16 protein-coding genes are annotated in these 18,972 nt (G+C 71.9%); 2 read left to right on the forward strand and 14 right to left on the reverse strand.

The genetic code is table 11. The features are described from left to right. Positions 1-153: 153 nt before the first annotated feature. The 14 genes from AB0M03_RS15715 to AB0M03_RS15780 all read right to left on the reverse strand — a co-directional run bounded on the left by AB0M03_RS15715 (position 154) and on the right by AB0M03_RS15780 (position 16,073). Complete coding sequence (locus AB0M03_RS15715) at positions 154-2,505, reverse strand: immune inhibitor A domain-containing protein (protein WP_363492041.1); 2,352 nt, start codon at positions 2,503-2,505, stop codon at positions 154-156. 344 nt (positions 2,506-2,849) lie between these two features. Beyond that, positions 2,850-5,366, reverse strand: a complete 2,517-nt coding sequence (locus AB0M03_RS15720; protein ID WP_363492042.1) for an ATP-dependent Clp protease ATP-binding subunit — start codon at positions 5,364-5,366, stop codon at positions 2,850-2,852. Between the two features lie 612 nt (positions 5,367-5,978). Continuing rightward, positions 5,979-6,335, reverse strand: coding sequence for an Lsr2 family protein (locus AB0M03_RS15725; protein ID WP_363492043.1), 357 nt, complete (start codon positions 6,333-6,335; stop codon positions 5,979-5,981). Between the two features lie 116 nt (positions 6,336-6,451). Next, complete coding sequence (locus tag AB0M03_RS15730; protein WP_363492044.1) at positions 6,452-6,979, reverse strand: amino-acid N-acetyltransferase; 528 nt, start codon at positions 6,977-6,979, stop codon at positions 6,452-6,454. Between the two features lie 9 nt (positions 6,980-6,988). Then, entirely contained in the window at positions 6,989-7,417 is a 429-nt protein-coding gene (locus AB0M03_RS15735) for a BlaI/MecI/CopY family transcriptional regulator (protein ID WP_363492045.1), read from the reverse strand. Positions 7,418-7,538: 121 nt separating this feature from the next. Beyond that, entirely contained in the window at positions 7,539-7,697 is a 159-nt protein-coding gene (locus AB0M03_RS15740; protein ID WP_363492046.1) for a hypothetical protein, read from the reverse strand. Between the two features lie 4 nt (positions 7,698-7,701). Then, positions 7,702-9,267: a bifunctional lysylphosphatidylglycerol synthetase/lysine--tRNA ligase LysX gene (gene lysX, locus AB0M03_RS15745; RefSeq protein WP_363492047.1), complete on the reverse strand. Its 1,566-nt coding sequence runs from the start codon at positions 9,265-9,267 to the stop codon at positions 7,702-7,704. Between the two features lie 102 nt (positions 9,268-9,369). Further along, entirely contained in the window at positions 9,370-10,071 is a 702-nt protein-coding gene (locus AB0M03_RS15750; RefSeq protein ID WP_363492048.1) for a hypothetical protein, read from the reverse strand. A gap of 143 nt (positions 10,072-10,214) precedes the next feature. Continuing rightward, positions 10,215-11,000 (reverse strand): type III pantothenate kinase, encoded by a 786-nt coding sequence (locus AB0M03_RS15755; protein WP_363492050.1) that lies wholly within the window; start codon positions 10,998-11,000, stop codon positions 10,215-10,217. 25 nt (positions 11,001-11,025) lie between these two features. Beyond that, positions 11,026-11,988: a carboxylating nicotinate-nucleotide diphosphorylase gene (nadC, locus tag AB0M03_RS15760; protein ID WP_363492051.1), complete on the reverse strand. Its 963-nt coding sequence runs from the start codon at positions 11,986-11,988 to the stop codon at positions 11,026-11,028. Between the two features lie 45 nt (positions 11,989-12,033). Continuing rightward, entirely contained in the window at positions 12,034-13,692 is a 1,659-nt protein-coding gene (locus AB0M03_RS15765; RefSeq protein WP_363492052.1) for an L-aspartate oxidase, read from the reverse strand. A 16-nt stretch (positions 13,693-13,708) separates the two neighbouring features. Continuing rightward, a complete protein-coding gene (gene panD, locus AB0M03_RS15770; protein WP_363492053.1) occupies positions 13,709-14,158 on the reverse strand; it encodes an aspartate 1-decarboxylase in 450 nt (149 codons plus the stop codon). Between the two features lie 77 nt (positions 14,159-14,235). Then, entirely contained in the window at positions 14,236-15,126 is an 891-nt protein-coding gene (gene panC / locus AB0M03_RS15775; RefSeq protein WP_363492054.1) for a pantoate--beta-alanine ligase, read from the reverse strand. Further along, positions 15,126-16,073 (reverse strand): DUF2520 domain-containing protein, encoded by a 948-nt coding sequence (locus AB0M03_RS15780; RefSeq protein WP_363492056.1) that lies wholly within the window; start codon positions 16,071-16,073, stop codon positions 15,126-15,128. The genes panC and AB0M03_RS15780 overlap by 1 nt, the downstream gene beginning before the upstream one ends. Before the next feature lie 204 nt (positions 16,074-16,277). Between AB0M03_RS15780 and AB0M03_RS15785 the strand changes: the two genes are divergently transcribed. Further along, positions 16,278-18,545, forward strand: a complete 2,268-nt coding sequence (locus AB0M03_RS15785; protein ID WP_363492057.1) for a nitrate- and nitrite sensing domain-containing protein — start codon at positions 16,278-16,280, stop codon at positions 18,543-18,545. Continuing rightward, positions 18,542-18,967: a roadblock/LC7 domain-containing protein gene (locus AB0M03_RS15790; RefSeq protein ID WP_363492059.1), complete on the forward strand. Its 426-nt coding sequence runs from the start codon at positions 18,542-18,544 to the stop codon at positions 18,965-18,967. Before AB0M03_RS15785 ends, AB0M03_RS15790 begins: the two co-directional genes overlap by 4 nt. The last annotated feature ends 5 nt before the right edge of the window (positions 18,968-18,972 follow it).

Consider the following 18,972-nt stretch of genomic DNA (forward strand, 5'->3'; position numbering starts at 1 on the left):
TTGTGGTTGTTCGGGGTGCGCGGCGTGCCCGTCCGCCCCCCGCCCCGCCCGGCCGGGCGGGCCCCCGGGGGGCCCACCCCGCGGCCCCCCGCCCCCCCGCCGCCCCCCCCCCCCCCCGACGCCGTTTCAGCTGTCAGTACCCGAGGGTGCCGATCAGAAGGCCGGGCGGACCATCAGGATGGTCTCCAGCTTGTTGGAGCTGTTCCACAGGACGTCGATCGCCGTGCGGGTGTCCGGCACCTTCACACTGCTGTACGGGGTCTTCTCGTCCCAGTACTTCTTGGTGTGGTCGTTGAAGGTGCTGACGCCGGGCGCGCTCGGGATGCTGGTGAGCACGTCGGCGCGGTGCAGCTGCAGACCGTCGGTCTTCTCGAACCCGAAGGTGGAGTCGTAGCCCTGGATGCGCGAGCGCATCACAGTGCCGTCGGCCCACTTGATCGGGGTCGGGTGGGAGTCGACCGGCAGGACCAGGCCGGAGCCCGGGTGGTCGGTGACGTTGTTGTCGGACTGCGAGGTGTCCCACAGCCAGATCAGGATGCCGTTCTGGTTCTGGTAGTGGTCCACCCAGTCCGGGCGGGCCGCGGAACCGAACACGTACGGACCGGTCTTCAGCGTGGTGTCGTAGGACACGTACTGACGGTTCTCGACGATGTAGTACTGGGCGTAGTCCTTGGAGAACTTGCCCGTGATGCGCGAGAAACCGGTGGCGGTCCAGCCGTTGTCGCCCTGCTCGGCGTCGTCGCTGAACAGCGCGGAACCGTCGGCGGTGACCGCGATGTTGTCCAGCGCGAGGCCCTTCATGTGCAGGCCGCCGTCGGTGGTGTAGTGGAAGCGGACCTTGACGGCCTTGCCGGCGTAGGCGTTCAGCGAGTAGGACAGGTCGCCCCACTTGCCGCCCGAGTTGCCGGTGAGGGCCGGGGCGTCGCCGCCGTCCTTCTGCAGCGGCGTGCCGTTGAAGGTGCCGTCGAGGGCGGTCCAGTGGGCGCCGCCGTCGGTGGAGACCTCGGCGTAGCCGTAGTCGTAGTCCTGCTCGATGTCGTACCAGGCCTTGGCGGACAGGGTCGCCGAGGTCTTGCCGGTCAGGTCGACATCACGCACCAGCGAGACGTTCAGGTCGTCCGCGCTGCCGCTCCACCACTCGTTGGCACCCGCGAACGGGGTGTTGATCTCGGTGGTGACGGTCTTCTTCGGGAGGTCAACCACCACGGCCTGCGGGCGCTTGGTGTTGAACTCCGCCGGACCGGTCCAGTGGAAGGACAGCTTGTTGGCGTTGGCCTTGTCGTAGTTCAGCCAGCCGAGCTGCAGCTTGCTCCAGGCGTCGAGGTCGCCCGGCTTGTCACCGATCTCGGACTTGCCGTCGCCCAGCCAGGAACCGGAGGACATCAGCGACCAGAAGCCGACCGAGTTGTCGTCCTTGCCGGTGGTGTCGTACAGGTCCGGCAGGCCGAGGTCGTGGCCGTACTCGTGGGCGAAGACACCGAGGCCGCCGTTCTCGGGCTGCATGGTGTAGTCGCCGACCCAGAGGCCGCTGGTGCCGACCTGGGTGCCACCGAGCTTGTTGTTGTCGGGGCCGGACTTGCCCGCGAGGGCGCCGTACGCGTAGCTGCGGTGGGCCCAGAGCGCGTCGGTGCCCTGGACGCCGCCGCCGGCGGACTGGTCCTCACCGGCGTGCACGATCTGGAAGTGGTCGATGTAACCGTCGGGCTCGTTGAAGTTGCCGTCGTGGTCGAAGTCGTACCGGTCCCACTGGTCGTACTGCGCGATGGTGGCCTTGATCTGCTCGTCCGTCTGGCCCTTGGCCTTCTGGTCGGCGACCCAGGCGTTGATGCCGTCGCGGATCAGGTCCTGCGCGTTGTTGCAGACGTGCTGGCCGCAGTAGTCCGAGCCGTAACGGGCCTCGTTCCACGGCACCTTCACCCAGTCGGTGACCTGGCCGTCGACCGAGTAGCGGCCCGAGGACTGCTTCTCGTAGAAGGTCTTCAGCGAGTCGCCGTCACGGGAGAAGTACAGGTCCTGGTAGTGCTTCTGGTTGTAATCGGCACGCCAGGCGGTGGAGTTGTCCTTGGTGCGGTCCGGCTGCGCGATCAGGTTGTGCGCCGGGCCGGGCTGGCCGCCGTACTTGACCTTGCCGTCGGCCGTGGTGGTGGTGTTGTCCACCTGGTCGCCGAACTCGACGAGGATCGTGAAGATCTTGTCCGTGCGCTCACGGGCAAGCTCGACGTACTTGTCGCGGCCCAGCTTCACCGAGGTGCTGCTGCCGTGCTTCTCGATCTTGGCGGTGCCCGCCAGGAGCTGCTCGGTGGCGGCCTTCTGCTCGGCCTCGACCTTCTCGGTCAGCGGGCCCGGCAGGTCGTGGTCGACCTTGAGCGCCTGCGCATCGGCAGGGTCGTGCGTGACGGGGGCCGGAGTGGCGGCGGTGGCCGTCCCGGGCAGCAGGCCCGTGCCCAGCGCGGCCGTGACCGCGATGGCAGCAGTGGCCGCAGCGGCCCTCTTGGATATCTTCAACGTGGTGACGTCCTCCCCTTGCCGGCATGCTCTTGGCCCGCCGGCGAACCAATGAAAGACAGGTGGACGACATTTGATCCAAGCCACCGGGAAAAAGAAAGACCTTGACCATGCATGATCACGACGCTATCCTCCGGCGGCTGTGATCAACTGACGGTCAGTCAAGAGTAAAGCCTTGCCTGCAGTTCAGGGCATCCATCGCACCCGTACCAGCGTGCGTGTCGCCCCGGCGGGGCGCCGGACGGGGCGAAATCACAGGTTATGGATGTCTAAACAGTTTTGAAACTGAAAAGGACTCGGCCCCGACGTTCCCGTCGGGGCCGAGTCCTTTTGCGTACTACCGGTTACTTCGTCAGGTCCGGGCCGGGCGAGCCCACGGCGGCCGGAGTGTCGGCCACCGGCGACTTCTCCTCGCCGCGGAAGGTGAACTTCGCGTCCTTGCCCTCGCCCTCGGTGCCGACGACCACGATGTGGCCGGCGCGCAGCTCGCCGAAGAGGATCTTCTCGGACAGGTGGTCCTCGATCTCCCGCTGGATCGTCCGGCGCAGCGGACGGGCGCCCAGGATGGGGTCGTAGCCCTTCTTCGCCAGCAGCTTCTTGGCCTCGACGCTGAGCTCCAGGCCCATGTCGCGGTCCTTCAGGCGCTGGTCCACCTTGGCGATCATGAGGTCGACGATCTGGATGATGTCGTCCTCGGACAGCTGGTGGAAGACCACGATGTCGTCGACACGGTTCAGGAACTCCGGCCGGAAGTGCTGCTTGAGCTCCTCGCTGACCTTCGCCTTCATCCGCTCGTACCCGCTCTGGGCGTCGCCCGTGGCCGCGAAGCCCAGGTTGAAGCCCTTGGAGATGTCCCGGGTGCCGAGGTTGGTGGTCATGATGATGACCGTGTTCTTGAAGTCGACCACGCGGCCCTGGGAGTCGGTCAGGCGGCCGTCCTCCAGGATCTGCAGCAGCGAGTTGAAGATGTCCGGGTGGGCCTTCTCCACCTCGTCGAAGAGGACGACGGAGAACGGCTTGCGGCGCACCTTCTCGGTCAGCTGGCCGCCCTCCTCGTAGCCCACGTAGCCGGGCGGGGAGCCGAACAGCCGGGAGACCGTGTGCTTCTCCGAGAACTCGGACATGTCGAGCGCGATCAGTGCGTCCTCGTCGCCGAACAGGAACTCCGCCAGCGTCTTGGACAGCTCGGTCTTACCGACACCGGACGGACCGGCGAAGATGAACGAGCCACCGGGGCGCTTCGGGTCCTTGAGGCCCGCACGGGTGCGCCGGATGGCCTGGGAGAGCGCCTTGATGGCGTCCTTCTGGCCGATGACGCGCTTGTGCAGCTCGTCCTCCATGCGCAGCAGGCGGGAGGACTCCTCCTCGGTCAGCTTGAAGACCGGGATGCCGGTGGCGGTGGCCAGGACCTCGGCGATGAGCTCCTCGTCCACCTCGGCGACGACGTCCATGTCGCCGGCCTTCCACTCCTTCTCCCGCTTGGCCTTCGCGGTGAGCAGCTGCTTCTCGTCGTCGCGCAGCGAGGCGGCCTTCTCGAAGTCCTGCGCGTCGATCGCGCTCTCCTTCTCGCGGCGGACCTCGGCGATCTTCTCGTCGAACTCGCGCAGGTCCGGCGGCGCGGTCATCCGGCGGATGCGCATCCGGGAGCCGGCCTCGTCGATCAGGTCGATCGCCTTGTCCGGCAGGAAGCGGTCCGAGATGTACCGGTCGGCCAGGGTGGCGGCGGCGACCAGGGCGGCGTCGGTGATCGAGACGCGGTGGTGCGCCTCGTACCGGTCGCGCAGGCCCTTGAGGATCTCGATGGTGTGCGGCAGCGACGGCTCGGCGACCTGGATCGGCTGGAAGCGGCGCTCCAGCGCGGCGTCCTTCTCCAGGTGCTTGCGGTACTCGTCGAGCGTGGTGGCACCGATGGTCTGCAGCTCGCCGCGGGCCAGCATCGGCTTGAGGATGCTGGCGGCGTCGATGGCGCCCTCGGCGGCGCCCGCGCCGACCAGGGTGTGCAGCTCGTCGATGAACAGGATGATGTCGCCGCGGGTGCGGATCTCCTTGAGCACCTTCTTCAGGCGCTCCTCGAAGTCACCGCGGTACCGGGAGCCGGCGACCAGGGCGCCGAGGTCCAGGGTGTAGAGCTGCTTGTCCTTGAGCGTCTCCGGGACCTCGCCCTTGACGATCGCCTGGGCCAGGCCCTCGACGACGGCGGTCTTGCCGACGCCGGGCTCGCCGATCAGCACCGGGTTGTTCTTGGTGCGGCGGGAGAGCACCTGCATGACCCGCTCGATCTCCTTCTCGCGCCCGATCACCGGGTCGAGCTTGGCCTCGCGGGCGGCCTGCGTCAGGTTGCGGCCGAACTGGTCGAGGACCAGCGAGGTGGAGGGGGTGCCCTCGGCGGGGCCGCCGGCGGTCGCGGACTCCTTGCCGCCGCCGGAGTAACCGGAGAGCAGCTGGATGACCTGCTGCCGGACCCGGTTGAGATCGGCGCCCAGCTTCACCAGGACCTGGGCGGCGACGCCCTCGCCCTCGCGGATCAGGCCGAGCAGGATGTGCTCGGTGCCGATGTAGTTGTGGCCGAGCTGAAGGGCCTCGCGGAGCGACAGCTCCAGGACCTTCTTCGCCCGGGGTGTGAAGGGGATGTGGCCGGACGGGGCCTGCTGCCCCTGGCCGATGATCTCCTCGACCTGCTGCCGGACCGCCTCGAGCGAGATCCCGAGGCTCTCCAGGGCCTTGGCGGCGACACCCTCACCCTCGTGGATCAGACCCAGGAGGATGTGCTCGGTGCCGATGTAGTTGTGGTTGAGCATCCGGGCTTCTTCCTGAGCCAGGACGACAACCCGCCGCGCGCGGTCGGTGAACCTTTCGAACATCGTTTCGCTCCTCAGAGCGGTCGGCCAGTTCGGGGTCCGTCCCCGCCCTGTCCTTCCGCATGCTAGTCCCGCTCAGCGGCGCGGCCCACGGACAACCCCACTCGCGTGGGGACCTCATGCTGCGCGACCAGCCGACACCAATCCCAACCTGATGCTGGGAGACGGTGTTCCCACAGGGGGCCCCGATGCACCCGATGACCGCTACGCCATCGGCGAACAGAGGCCCCGGTGATGGGACGGCCGGCCGCGCGAACTGCCTCGGCCGGGGCCCTGCGACCCCGCCCGCCTGCATTCATACCCGGTATCCGGGGGAGATTCGCGCAGTTTCCCCGGTGGCGCTGTTCGCCTGGCGAGAAGTCCGGCCCGGAGCGCCGGTCGGCGCGGCGGGAATGACGGCGCATCAGGCCGCCCGCCCTCGGTCGGGCGGTCGGCGGGGCCTGCGGGTACCGCCGGTCGGACGCCTCCCGCGAAGCCGTTCCGCTCCCTACAGCGTTGCACAGCCCGGGGTGCTCCCGCCGCCCGTCATCGGACCGGCCGATCATGCACCTGCCATGACAACGGCAGGCGATCGGCCGGTTCCGGTGCGCCGGGGCCCGGCCGCGCAGCCGTCCCTCAGGACGCGTGCGCCTTGTCGTACTGCGCCTTGATGTCGCTCGGGACGCGACCACGGTCGTTGATCTCCAGGCCGTTCTCCTTGGCCCAGCTGCGGATCTTGGCGGTGTCGGCGCCGGAGGCGGCCGACCGGCCGGTGCTGCGGCCGCCGGTGCTGCTGCGGCGGCCGCCGGCGATCCGGCCGCTCTGCTTGCGGCCCTTCTCCACGTACGGGGCCAGCAGATCGCGGAGCTTCTCGGCGTTGTCGCTCTTCAGGTCGATCTCGTAGGCAACGCCGTCGAGCGCGAACATCACGGTCTCGTCCGCGGAGCCGCCGTCGAGATCGTCTTCAAGAATGACCTGCACCCTCTGTGCCACGGGCTTCCCTTTCCGAGTAAACGAGTCATTGCCTAGGCAAAGGAAACCGCCTTTTCCCGGAAAACACAAACCCCTACCCGATCGGGATGCGTCACGCAAGGCTCACAAGGGCGCGCTCAGAGGCGCAGCAGCATGCGTGAGTTGCCCAAGGTGTTCGGCTTCACCCGCTCCAGGTCAAGGAACTCCGCGACTCCTTCATCGTACGAGCGCAACAGTTCTTCATAGACTTCCGTGGCCACGGCCGCCGGGTCCGACGTACGATCGTCGGTTTCCCCGATCTCGACGAAACCGTGTTTCGCGAAGAACGCCACCTCGAACGTCAAGCAGAAAATCCGACGGACGCCGAGCCACCGCGCGGTCTGCAGCAGCTTCTCCAGCAGCAGGTGTCCGAGGCCCAGTCCCTTGCAGGACGGGTCCACCGCCAGGGTGCGGACCTCGGCCAGGTCCTCCCACATCACGTGCAGCGCACCGCAGGCGACCACCGTTCCGGTGTCGTCGCGTTCGGCCACCCAGAACTCCTGCACGGATTCGAACAGCGTGACCGTGGGCTTGTCGAGCAGAATGCCGTCGCGCGAGTAGGCGTCGATGAGTGCCCTTACGGCCCGCACGTCGGTGGTCCGCGCCCGGCGGATGGTGACCTCCATGCCGGGACGTTATCGTGCCGCGGCACCCCCGGTCTCCCCGGTGCCCCGGCCGTGCTCCGGGCGCTCCGGTCCGGCGGGCAGCACGGCGGCCACCCGGAGGGCGTCCCGCAGTGCCTCGCGCTGCTCCGGCGACATCAGCCCGAAGAAGTGGACGAGCGCGGCGGCCGGATTGTCGCTCGTCGCCCAGGCGTCGTTCATCAGGGCGGCGGTGTACGCCTCGCGCGAGGAGACCGGCTCATATCGATAGGCCCGGCCGGCCTGTTCCCGCCGCAACCAGCCCTTTCTGTACAGCTTGTCGAGCACGGTCATCACCGTGGTGTACGCGATATCGCGTTCCGTCCGCAGATCCTGCAGAACCTCGCGAACCGTGACCGGGCGGTTCCACTGCCAGACCCTGGTCATGATGTCGTTCTCGAGTTCTCCGAGTTGCCGCACCATAGTCCGGCCAGGATAGGAACTGATTCGGACAAAGTCGGCGATTCGGCAAGCGGACCGGCGCGCCGCCACCCCCGTGGCGGGGGCGGCGGCGCGCCGGTGGTGTCCTGAGGGCCCGCAGCGGCTATTCCGCGGCGCGTCCGGTCGTGGCGGCCATCGCGTCGGCGGCGGCGTCCTCCTTGGCCTTCTGGGCGCCGCCCTGGCTGCGGATGATCGCCCGCACCAGGAATCCGAAGCCGATCGCCATGACCAGCGGCGGCACGATCGCGCTGACGTAGTCCATCAGGTCACTCCTCTTCTGCTTCTGCGTCGTCCGCAGCGGCGGCGCCGCTGCTCTTGGCCTCGGGCTTCACCAGGGGGAAGAGCACCGTCTCGCGGATGTTCTTGCCGGTGAGCAGCATGATCAGGCGGTCCACGCCGAGGCCGAGGCCGCCGGTGGGCGGCATCGCGTACTCCAGGGCGCGCAGGAAGTCCTCGTCCAGCTGCATCGCCTCGACGTCGCCGCCGGCCGCCAGCAGCGACTGGGCGGTCAGGCGGGCGCGCTGCTCGACCGGGTCGATCAGCTCGGAGTAGGCGGTGCCGATCTCGGTACCGAAGATCACCAGGTCCCACTTCTCCGCGACGCCCGGGATCGAGCGGTGCTGGCGGGTCAGCGGGGAGACCTCGGTCGGGTAGTCCCGGATGAAGGTCGGCCGGATCGCGTGGTGCTCCAGCAGGCGCTCGATCATCTCCAGGACGATCTGGCCGTGGCCCCACTCCTTCTCCCACGGCACGCCGGCGCCGTCGGCGAGCTTGCGCAGCTCCTCGACCGACGTCTCCGGGGTGATCTCGGTGCCGAGGTGCGCGGAGATGCCCGGGTAGACCGAGACCTCCTCCCAGGGCTCGGCGAGGTCGATCTCGTGCTCCTGGCCGTCCGGGCCGACGCCCTTGACCACGGTGGTGCCGAGGGCGTCCCGGGCGGCGTTGACGATGATCGCGCGGATCAGCTCGGCCTGGGTGTCGTAGTCGCCGTAGGCCTCGTACGACTCCAGGGCGGTGAACTCCGGGTTGTGGGTCGCGTCGGCGCCCTCGTTGCGGAAGTTCCGGTTGATCTCGAAGACCTTCTCGGCGCCGCCGACCACCAGGCGCTTGAGGTAGAGCTCGGTCGCGATGCGCAGGTAGAGCTCGATGTCGTAGGCGTTGATGTGCGTCTTGAACGGGCGGGCGTTGGCGCCGCCGTGGATCGGCTGCAGCATCGGGGTCTCGACCTCGAGGTAGCCGCGGTCCTCGTAGGTGCGGCGGATCGAGCGGATCACCCGGGTGCGCAGCTGGAGCATCTCGCGCGCCTCGGGGTTCACGATCAGGTCCACGTACCGCTGGCGGACCCGGGCCTCCGGGTCGGTCAGGCCCTTGTGCTTGTCCGGCAGCGGGCGCAGGCACTTCGCGGTGAGTTCCCAGCGGTCCACCATCACGCTCAGCTCGCCGCGGCGGGAGGTGATGACCTCGCCCTCCACGCCGACCTGGTCGCCGAGGTCGATGTCGGTCTTCCAGGCCGCCAGCCGCTCCTCGCCCAGCTTGTCGAGCGACAGCATCACCTGGAGGTCGCCCGAGCCGTCGCGCAGCGTGGCGAAGCAGAGCTTGCCGCCGGTGCGGGCCAGGATGACGCGGCCGGTGATGCCGACCCGCTCGCCGGTCGCGGTGTCCGCGGGGAGGTCGGGGTGCTTGGCGCGGAGGTCGGCAATGGTGGACGTACGGGGGAAGCCGACCGGGTAGGGGTCGACGCCGGCCGCCCGGAGCCGGTCCAGCTTGTCGCGCCGCACGCGCATCTGCTCGGGGAGGTCGTCGGTCGCGTTGACGGTGGTCTGATCGCTCACCCCACAAGGGTAGCCACCGCCGGGCCGCGCTCCCGCACGGGTTTCGCGCGGCGGCCCCGGAGCGCCGCGGGGACGCTCCGGGGCCGCCGCCGAACGGGGGTCTCAGCCGGTGCCGGTGGCGAGCTCGGTGTCCTCGTCCTCGGGGGCGGGCGGCTGGGGCTGCTGCTTGGCCTTGGGGCGGCGGCCGAAGAGTTCGGCGGGGGTGGGCATCCGGTGGGGCCGCGGCTGCTCGCCGTCGGCCGGCGGCCTGGGGTTGCTGCTCATCGGGACGCGTCCTCCAAGGTGGGTGGCGGGCAGGGGCTCGGCCGCCGGGCTCGGGACGGCCGCCAGGTGGCGCTGGCCGGAGGTGAGCGAGAGCCGCTCGCGGACCTCGGCCTCGGCCAGCGCGTGGCACCGGCCGGCCAGCCGCGAGCGGCGGGCGTGTTCGGCGGGGCCGCAGGGCAGCCGGGAGAGCGAGCGCAGCGCGGAGAGGTCGTCGGGGGTGGGGAGGTATCCGTCCGTGACGGCCTCCTCCAGCTGTTCCAGGTAGCCGCGCGCACTGCCGGGCAGGGCCGCGCGGTAGCGGGCCAGGTCGGCGAGCAGGAAACTGCGCAGCCGCCCGCCCTCGCGGACCGCCTCGTCGATGGACTCGGTCAGCTGCAGTGCCTCGTGGACGTCCTCCGCCCACGGCGCGGCGGACGGGACGGGCGGGTGCAGGCGGTCGGGCAGGACCGGGTGGAGGGCTTGGGCGAGGGCGCGGCGCAGCACGCGGACTTCGTCGGCGCTGAAGGCCATGCCGCCGCGCGATCCGTGTGGCGTAGGCATGAGGTGACAGTACGTGGCGTACGTCCGATTTCGGGCGATTGGCGCCGCAGTTGTCCCGATTGGCGTATCTGCCGCTGATCCGACCTGCCGACGGCCGGTACCGTGTCCGACCGACCGTCAGCAGCATTGGTCGCAGGGCCCGTTCAGGGCTTGTTGCGCTCCCAGATCAGCCGGAGGCCGATCAGGGTGAGCCAGGGCTCGTGCACGTCCACGGTCTCGGCCTCGCCGAGGACCAGCGGGGCCAGACCGCCGGTGGCGATCACCTGGACGTCGTCCGGGTCCTTGGCGAGTTCCCGGGCCATCCGGTTGACCAGCCCGTCGACCTGCCCGGCGAAGCCGTACAGGATGCCGGACTGCATCCCTTCAACGGTGTTCTTGCCGATGACGTTGCGGGGGCGGGCCAACTCGATCTTGCGGAGCTGTGCGCCGCGCATGCCGAGCGCCTCCACCGAGATCTCGATGCCCGGTGCGATCGCACCGCCCACGTAGTCCCCGCGGGCGTTCACGGCGTCGAAGGTGGTCGCGGTGCCGAAGTCCACCACGATGCACGGGCCGCCGTAGAGGTGGTTGGCGGCCAGCGCGTTGACGATGCGGTCGGCGCCGACCTCCTTGGGGTTGTCCATCAGGACGTGCACCCCGGTCTTCACCCCGGGCTCCACGATCACCGCGGGCACGTCGCCGTAGTAACGGCGCGTCACCTCGCGGAGTTCGTGGAGCACGGCGGGCACGGACGAACAGATCGACAGCCCCGCCACCTTGTCCTCGGCGGACACGATGGGATGAGCGCCCATCAGACCCTGCAACAGCACCGCCAGCTCGTCCGCGGTGCGCCGCGGGTCGGTGGAGATCCGCCAGTGTTCGACGATGTCCTCGCCGTCGAACAGGCCGAGCGTGGTCTGGGTGTTGCCGACGTCGATGGTGAGGAGCACAGGATGGCTTTCTGTTGAGGCGGGGTCAGGCGCGGAGGTCCAGGCCGATGTCGAGGACGGGCGACGAGTGCGTCAGGGCCCCGACGGCCAGGTAGTCGACACCAGTCTCTGCGACCTCGCGCGCGGTGGCCAGGGTCAGTCCGCCGGACGCCTCCAGCTTCGCCCGGCCGCCGACCAGGGCGACCGCCTCCTTGAGCTGCGGCACGGTGAAGTTGTCGAGCAGGATCAGGTCCGCCCCGGCCTCCAGCACCGGCGCGATCTGCTCCACGGTGTCGACCTCGACCTCGACCGCGAGGTCCGGGTACGCGGCCCGCACCGCGCGGAAGGCCTCCGCCACACCGCCGGCCGCCACCACGTGGTTGTCCTTCACCAGCGCGGCGTCGGACAGCGCCATCCGGTGGTTGGCGCCGCCGCCGCAGCGGACCGCGAACTTCTCCAGCGCGCGCAGGCCGGGCGTGGTCTTGCGGGTGTCCCGGACGACCGCGCCGGTGCCCTCCAGGGCGTCCGCCCAGGCCCGGGTGGCGGTGGCGATGCCGGACAGGTGGCAGAGCAGGTTCAGCGCGCTGCGCTCGGCGGTCAGCAGGTCGCGGGTGCGGCTGCGGACGGAGAGCAGCACCTGGCCGGCCTCGACCCGGGCGCCGTCCTCGACGTGCCGCTCGACCTCGAACTCCTCCTCGCAGACCAGCGAGACCACGGCCTCGGCGACCCGCAGGCCCGCCACCACGCCGGCCTGCCGGGCGGTGAAGTCGGCGGTGGCGACGGCGTCCGCCGGGACGGTGGCCACCGAGGTGACGTCCTCCCCGCCGGCCAGGTCCTCGCCGAGCGCGAGCATCGCGACGTCCTCGACCTCGACCGGGTCCAGGCCGGCCTCCTCCAGCAGCGCCGCCAGCGCCGGGTCCAGCCCGGTCTCGTACGCCTCGCCCTCGCCGCAGGCGCAGCCGTCGCCGCAGCCGCCGGCGGAGGCGAGCGGAAGTTCGTCGTGGGTCATCGTGGTGCTCCTAGTTGATTGGCTGGGTCACGCCGGGGGGCGGGGTCACCCCTGTACGCACGGGTGTCCGTCGGCGTCGAGGGTGGTGACCAGGTGGTGCTGCCAGCGGGCGTCGTCACGGTCGGGGAAGTCCTCGCGCCAGTGGCAGCCGCGGGTCTCCTCGCGGCGGGCCGCGGCGGTGACCAGTGCGGTGGCGACCAGGTGCAGGTTGGCGGCCTCCCAGGTCTCCACCCGGGGGTCGGCCGGCTTGCCCTCGTCCAGGTAGGCGGAGGCCTCCCGGGCGAGGACGGCGAGGCCCTCGGCGGTGGCGGCCATCGACTCGGCCGAGCGCAGCACGCCGGCCCCGCGGGACATCAGCCGCTGGATGTCGGCGCGCGCCTCGGGGGCCAGCAGCGGCACGGTGCGGGCGTCCAGGGCGGCGGCGACGTCGACGGCCCGCTCGGGCAGGTCGCCGGCGGCGTGCCGCGCGGCCAGGTCGGCGGCGATCCGTTCGGCGAAGACCAGGCCCTCCAGCAGGGAGTTGGAGGCGAGCCGGTTGGCGCCGTGCACGCCGGTGCAGGCGACCTCTCCGCAGGCGTACAGGCCGGGCACGGTGGTGCGGCCGGTGAGGTCGGTGCGCACGCCGCCGGAGGCGTAGTGGGCGGCGGGGGCGACCGGGATCAGGTCGGTGACCGGGTCGATGCCGTGGGCCCGGCAGGAGGCGAGGATGGTCGGGAAGCGGTGCTCCCACATCTCGGCGCCGAAGTGCCGGCCGTCCAGGTACATGTGCTCGGTGCCGCGCAGCTGCATCTGCCGGGTGATCGCCTTGGCGACGATGTCGCGCGGGGCGAGCTCGGCGAGTTCGTGCTGCCCGAGCATGAAGCGCTCGCCGGAGGCGTCGACCAGGTGTGCGCCCTCGCCGCGGACGGCCTCGGAGACCAGCGGCTGCTGGCCCTCGGCCTCGGCGCCGAGCCAGAGCACGGTCGGATGGAACTGGACGAACTCCAGGTCGGCGACCTCGGCCCCGGCGCGCAGCGCGAGGGCGACGCCGTCGCCGGTGGAGACCGCCGGGTTGGTGGTCGCGGAGAAGACCTGGCCCATGCCGCCGGTGGCGAGCACCACGGCGCGGGCCCGGATGGCGCCGACGCCGTCCCGCTGGCCCTCGCCCATGACGTGCAGGGTGAGGCCGGCGGCGTGCCCGTCGGCGTCGGTGAGCAGGTCGAGGACGAGCGCGTGCTCGATCAGCTCGATGCCCGGGTCGTTGCGGACGGCGGCGACCAGTGCGCGGGATATCTCCGCGCCGGTGGCGTCGCCGCCGGCGTGCGCGATCCGGCGGCGGTGGTGGCCGCCCTCGCGGGTGAGCAGGATCGAGCCGTCCTCGTCCTGGTCGAAGGCGGCGCCGACGGCGATGAGCCGGCGCACGGCGTCCGGGCCCTCGGTGACGAGGGTGCGCACCGCGTCCTCGTCGCACAGGCCGGCGCCGGCGACCAGGGTGTCGTCGAGGTGCTGCTCGGGGGTGTCGCCCTCGCCCAGGGCGGCGGCGATGCCGCCCTGGGCCCAGCGGGTGGAGCCGTCGTCCAGCATCGCCTTGGTGACCACCGTGGCCCGCAGGCCGGCTCGGCGGACGTTGAGCGCGACGGTCAGGCCCGCGACGCCGGAGCCGACCACGACGACGTCGGTGGTCGCGGTCCAGCCCGGGGCGGGGGCGGTCAGGCGGTACGGCATGGCTTCACTTGCTCCTTCAGCGCGCGGCGTCGGCAGTCGCGCCGTCCGCATCACGGTACGCCCGGTCGCCGCGGAGCAGGCCACTGCCCTCGGGCGCCTCGGCCGGGTCTCCGCCCATGCCGGTGATCCGGTTGTCCCCGTCGACGAAGACGACCTTGGGCAGGTACGCCTTGGCCTCGGCGGTGTCCATCTGGCCGTACGCGATGAGGATCACCAGGTCGCCGGGGTGCACCAGGCGGGCGGCGGCACCGTTGATGCCGATCACGCCGGAGCCGCGCGGGCCCGCGATGGTGTACGTCTCCAGGCGGGCGCCGTTGTTGATGTCGACGATGTGGACGAGCTCGCCGGGGAGCAGGTCCGCGGCGTCGAGGAGGTCCTCGTCGACGGTGACGGAGCCGACGTAGTGCAGGTCGGCCTGGGTCACGGTGGCCCGGTGGATCTTGGACTTGAGCATGGTGCGGAGCATCTGGTCACGCCTCCTGGTGGGACCCCCGGCCGGGCCGGGGGAGAGTGCATGCCTACGGGGGGCCGAACGCGGTGGTGCTACCGGACGATGACGCCGACGTTGTCGATCAGGCGGGTCGGACCCACCTTGGCGGCCACGGCCAGTACCGCCTCGCCCGTGAAGTCGTCCGGCGCCTCGGTGAAGGAGTCCGGGTCGATCAGGGCGAGGTAGTCAAGGGTGACACCTTCGGCGCCGTCCAGGACGTCGGCGGCCGCCTCGCGGACCGCCTTCGCACCCTTGGCGCCCGCGTCGCGGCCGGCGAACAGCGCCCTGGACAGGGCCAGTGCGTGGCCGCGCTCGGTGTCGGAGAGGAAGCGGTTGCGGGAGGAGAGCGCCAGCCCGTCCTCCTCGCGGACGGTCGGGACGCCGACGATCTCCACGTCGAAGTCCAGGTCGGCGACCATCCGGCGGATGATCGCCAGCTGCTGGGCGTCCTTCTCGCCGAAGAAGGCGAAGTCCGGGTCGGTGATGTGCAGCAGCTTGGCGACGACCGTCAGCACGCCGTCGAAGTGGCCCGGGCGGGCGGCGCCCTCGAAGCCGTCGCCCATCGGGCCCGCGGACAGCCGCACCAGCGGCTCGCCGTTCGGGTACATCTCCTCGACGGTCGGGGCGAAGACCACGTCGGCGCCCATCTCGCGGGCGAGCTCGAGGTCGGCGTCCAGGGTGCGCGGGTAGCGGTCGAGGTCCTCGCCGGCGCCGAACTGCAGCGGGTTGACGAAGACCGTCACCGCCACCCGGCCGTCCCGGCCGACCTGCTTGCGGGCCGCCCGCACCAGTGCGGCGTGGCCGGCGTGCAGCGCGCCCATGGTCATCACGACCGCGTTGTCCACCGGCTGCTCGTCCGGCCAGAACGCCGCCTCGAACTCGCCGACCGTCCGCGTGAGCACGGTGGTGCGGGGGGCCTTCGCCGGCTGCTTGCCGCGTGCCATCAGGGGGTCTCCTCGTTCAGTACGTCGAGCAGCGACGCCGCCGCCCCTTCCTTGAGCGATCCGCCCCGGACCGCCCGCTGCGCGGTGGCCCGGGCCATCGCGCGGTACGCCTGCCCGATGTCCGGGGACACCGTGTGCAGCTGCTGCAGGTGCCGCCGGACCGTCCCGGCGTCGCCGCGGGCGACCGGGCCGGTGAGTGCGGCGTCGCCGGACCGCAGCGCGTTGTCCAGGGCCGCGCCGAGCAGCGGCCCGAGCAGCTGCCCGGGCTCGGCGACCCCGGCGCCGCGCAGCAGCTCCATCGCCTGCGCGACCAGGGTGACCAGGTGGTTCGCGCCGTGCGCGAGCGCCGTGTGGTAGAGCGGGCGGACCTCCTCGGGCACCCACTCCGGCTCGCCGCCCATCTCCACGACCAGCGCCTCGGCGACCGGCCGCAGCTCGTCGGGCGCGGTCACGCCGAACGGGCAGCCGGCCAGCCGGGCGAGGTCCACGGAGGTGCCGGTGAAGGTCATCGCGGGGTGCAGGGCCAGCGGCAGCGCCCCCGCGCGGACGGCCGGCTCCAGGACGGCGACGCCGTGCGCGCCGGAGGTGTGCACCACGATCTGGCCGGGGCGGATCGCCCCGGTCGCGGCCAGCCCGGCCACCAGGTCGGCCAGCGCGTCGTCGGGCACGGTCAGCAGCACCAGGTCGGCGGCGGCCAGCACCTGCGGCGGGGAGACCAGCCGGACCCCGGGCAGCAGCGCCTCGGCACGGCGGCGGGAGGCCGCCGAGACCCCGGAGGCGGCGACCACCTTGTGGCCGGCCAGCTGCAGGGCGGCGCCCAGTGCGGGGCCGACCCGGCCGGTGCCGACCACGCCGACGGCGAGCCGGGCGGGCCGGTTCTCCGGGTCCAGCGGATCGCCGAAGGGGTCGGTCGGCCCGAGGGCCGGGGCATTGTCGGACGCGCTCACCGCTCGGCCCTCGTCATTGCTTCCCGTTCCAGTCCTGTGCAGGTACCAGACGTACCGCTCCATCGTACGGTGCGGCCGGATCGGCCAGGCCGCGCGGGCCCGGCCCGCGGTATCTCCACGGAAGCTTCACAACCCGCCGGGGGACCGGGGCGCTACGGGCGGGTAACTTGGCGCAGTCCAAGCCCCGGGACCCCGAGGGAGACCATGCCCAGACGCCTCGGCCGTGCCCTCCCGCGCCGCCCCCGCACCATCCGTACCCGGATCATCGCCCTGGTGCTGATCCCCCTGGTCGCCCTGGTCGGCCTGTGGACCTTCGCCATGGTCTCCATGACCGGCGACCTGCGCGCCCTCGTCCGGCTCAAGGACGCCTACGGGTACTTCGGCAGCCCCGTGGACACCGCCGTCGGCCAGATGCAGATCGAGCGCCGGCTGGCCGCCGAGTACCTCGGCTCCGGCGGCGACCCGACCGCCCTCGCCGCGTACACCGCGCAGGAACGGGCCACCGACGAGAAGGTCCGCGCCATGCGGGCCGCCGCCGAGGACCCCGACCGGCAGGACGAACTCACCGCCGAGCAGCGGGACACCCTCACGGCGATGCTCACCGCCGCCGACGGCCTCGCCCCGCTCCGCCAGGCCGTCATCACCCGCTCCCTCGCCTGGGACACCGCGGTCGACCGGTACACCGCCGCCGTCGAACCCGCCTTCGCCGTCCAGTCCGCGCTCACCGCACTGCAGGCCGGCCGGCTCGCCCGCGAGGCGCAGACCGTGATCGAACTCGTCCGGGTCCGTGAATTCGTCTCCCGCGAGGACGCCCTCGGCTCCGGCGCCCGGGCCGCCGGCTCCTTCACCCCCGCACAGTTCCGCGCCTTCACCGCCGCCGTCGAGGACCGCAGGATCTTCCAGCGCACCTACGTCGCCGCGCTGCCCGCCGACTCCCGGGCCGCCTTCGAGGCCTTCGCCGCCGACCCCCGGTACACCGCCCTGGTGCGCGCCGAGGACGGCGTCCTGGAGTCCGGCGCCGACGGGGCCGCCCGCGCCGTCGACCGCGGGGGCTGGCGCACCACCATGGACCCGGTCGTCCGCCGCTACATGGAGCTGTGCAAGGACGCCGCCCTCAACTCGGCCGCCCGCGGCCGCGCCTACGCCGGCGACCAGCTGCTGAAGGCCGGCCTCGCCGGCGGCGCCGGACTGCTCGCCGTGGTGCTCTCCGTCTGGTACTCGGTGCGCACCGGCCGCCGGATCACCCGCCGGCTCGCCCGGCTGCGGATCGCCGCCGACCGGCTCGCCAACCGCCAGCTCCCCGACGTCGTGCGCCGCCTCGCCGCCGGCGAGACCGTCGACGTGGAACGGGCCGCCCCCCGTCTCGCCTTCGCCGCCGGGGAGAACGAGGACGAGATCGGCGACCTCGGCCGCGCCCTCAACCACGCCCGCCGCGCCGCAGTGGAGGCCGCCGTCGAACAGGCCCGGCTGCGCTCCGGCATCTCCGGCGTCTTCGTCAACATCGCCCGCCGCAGCCAGGCCCTCGTCCACCGCCAGCTCAAACTGCTCGACGCCATGGAGCGCCGCGCCACCGACCCCGACGAGCTCGCCGACCTCTTCCGCGTCGACCACCTCGCCACCCGGATGCGTCGCCACGCCGAGGGCCTGATCATCCTCTCCGGTGCCGCCCCCGGCCGGATGTGGCGCAGGCCCGTCCCGCTGGTCGAGGTCGTCGGCTCCGCGGTCGGCGCCGTCGAGGAGTACGAGCGGGTGGTCGTCCCGCCGATGCCGCCGGTCTTCGTCGCCGGCCCCGCCGTCGCCGACCTCGCCCACCTGGTCGCCGAACTCATCGAGAACGCCACCGCCTTCTCGCCCCCGCACACCCAGGTCACCATGCGGGCCGGCGAGGCCGCCCACGGCTGCGTCCTGGAGATCGACGACCGCGGCCTCGGCATGGACGAGGACGAGCTCGCCGCCGCCAACCGCACCCTCGCCGAGCCGCAGGAGTTCGACCCCACCCGCACCGAGCGGCTCGGCCTGTTCGTCACCGGCCGGCTCGCCCGGCGGCACGGCTTCGAGGTGTCGCTGCGCCGCTCGCCGTACGGCGGCACCACCGCCGTCGTCCTGATGCCGAGGACCGTCCTCGCCGACCCGCCCGAGCCCGGGCCGGACCCCGGTCCCGGGCCGCGGCCCGAACCGCTGCCCGCACCGGAGGCCGGGCCGGAACCCGCCGACACCCAGGGCGCCGCCGTCCTGCCGATGCGGCGCGCCCTGCCCACCCGCACCCGCCAGGCCTCCCTCGCCCCCCAGCTGAAGGCCCCGGACACCGCACCCGGCACCGAGCCGGACCCGGCCGCCGGGGCGCCCGCCCGAGCACCCGCCGAGATCTCGGCCGAGCAGATGGGCGCCCTCTTCGGCGCGTTCCAGCGCGGCCTCGACCGGGGCCGGACCGCCGACGCCCGTACCCCGCACCACCCGGAGGACGAACGATGAGCACGCCCGAGACCACCGAGCAGGGCAGCGGCGGCCTGGACTGGCTGCTGGAGGACCTGGCCGACCGCACCGAGCACGTCCGCCAGGCCGTGCTGCTCTCCTCGGACGGCCTGCCCACCGCCGCCTCCGCCGGCATGAGCACCGAGGACGTCGACCACCTCGCCGCCGTCTGCTCCGGCTTCCACAGCCTCGCCCGCGGGGTCGGCAACCGTTTCGCGGCGGGCGGCGTCCGGCAGACCATGGTGATGCTGGAGGAGGCCTTCCTCTTCGTCACCCCGGCCGGCGAGGGCAGCTGCCTGGCCGTGCTCTGCGACCCGCAGGCCGACGTCGGCCAGATCGCCTACGAGATGTCGATGCTCGTCCGCCGGGTCGGCCGCCACCTGGCCGTGCCCGCCCGCGCCGCCGAGCCGGCCCGCGGCTGACGGGC

It is taken from the genome of Kitasatospora sp. NPDC051914 (assembly GCF_040680995.1).
Classification (GTDB): Bacteria; Actinomycetota; Actinomycetes; order Streptomycetales; family Streptomycetaceae; genus Kitasatospora.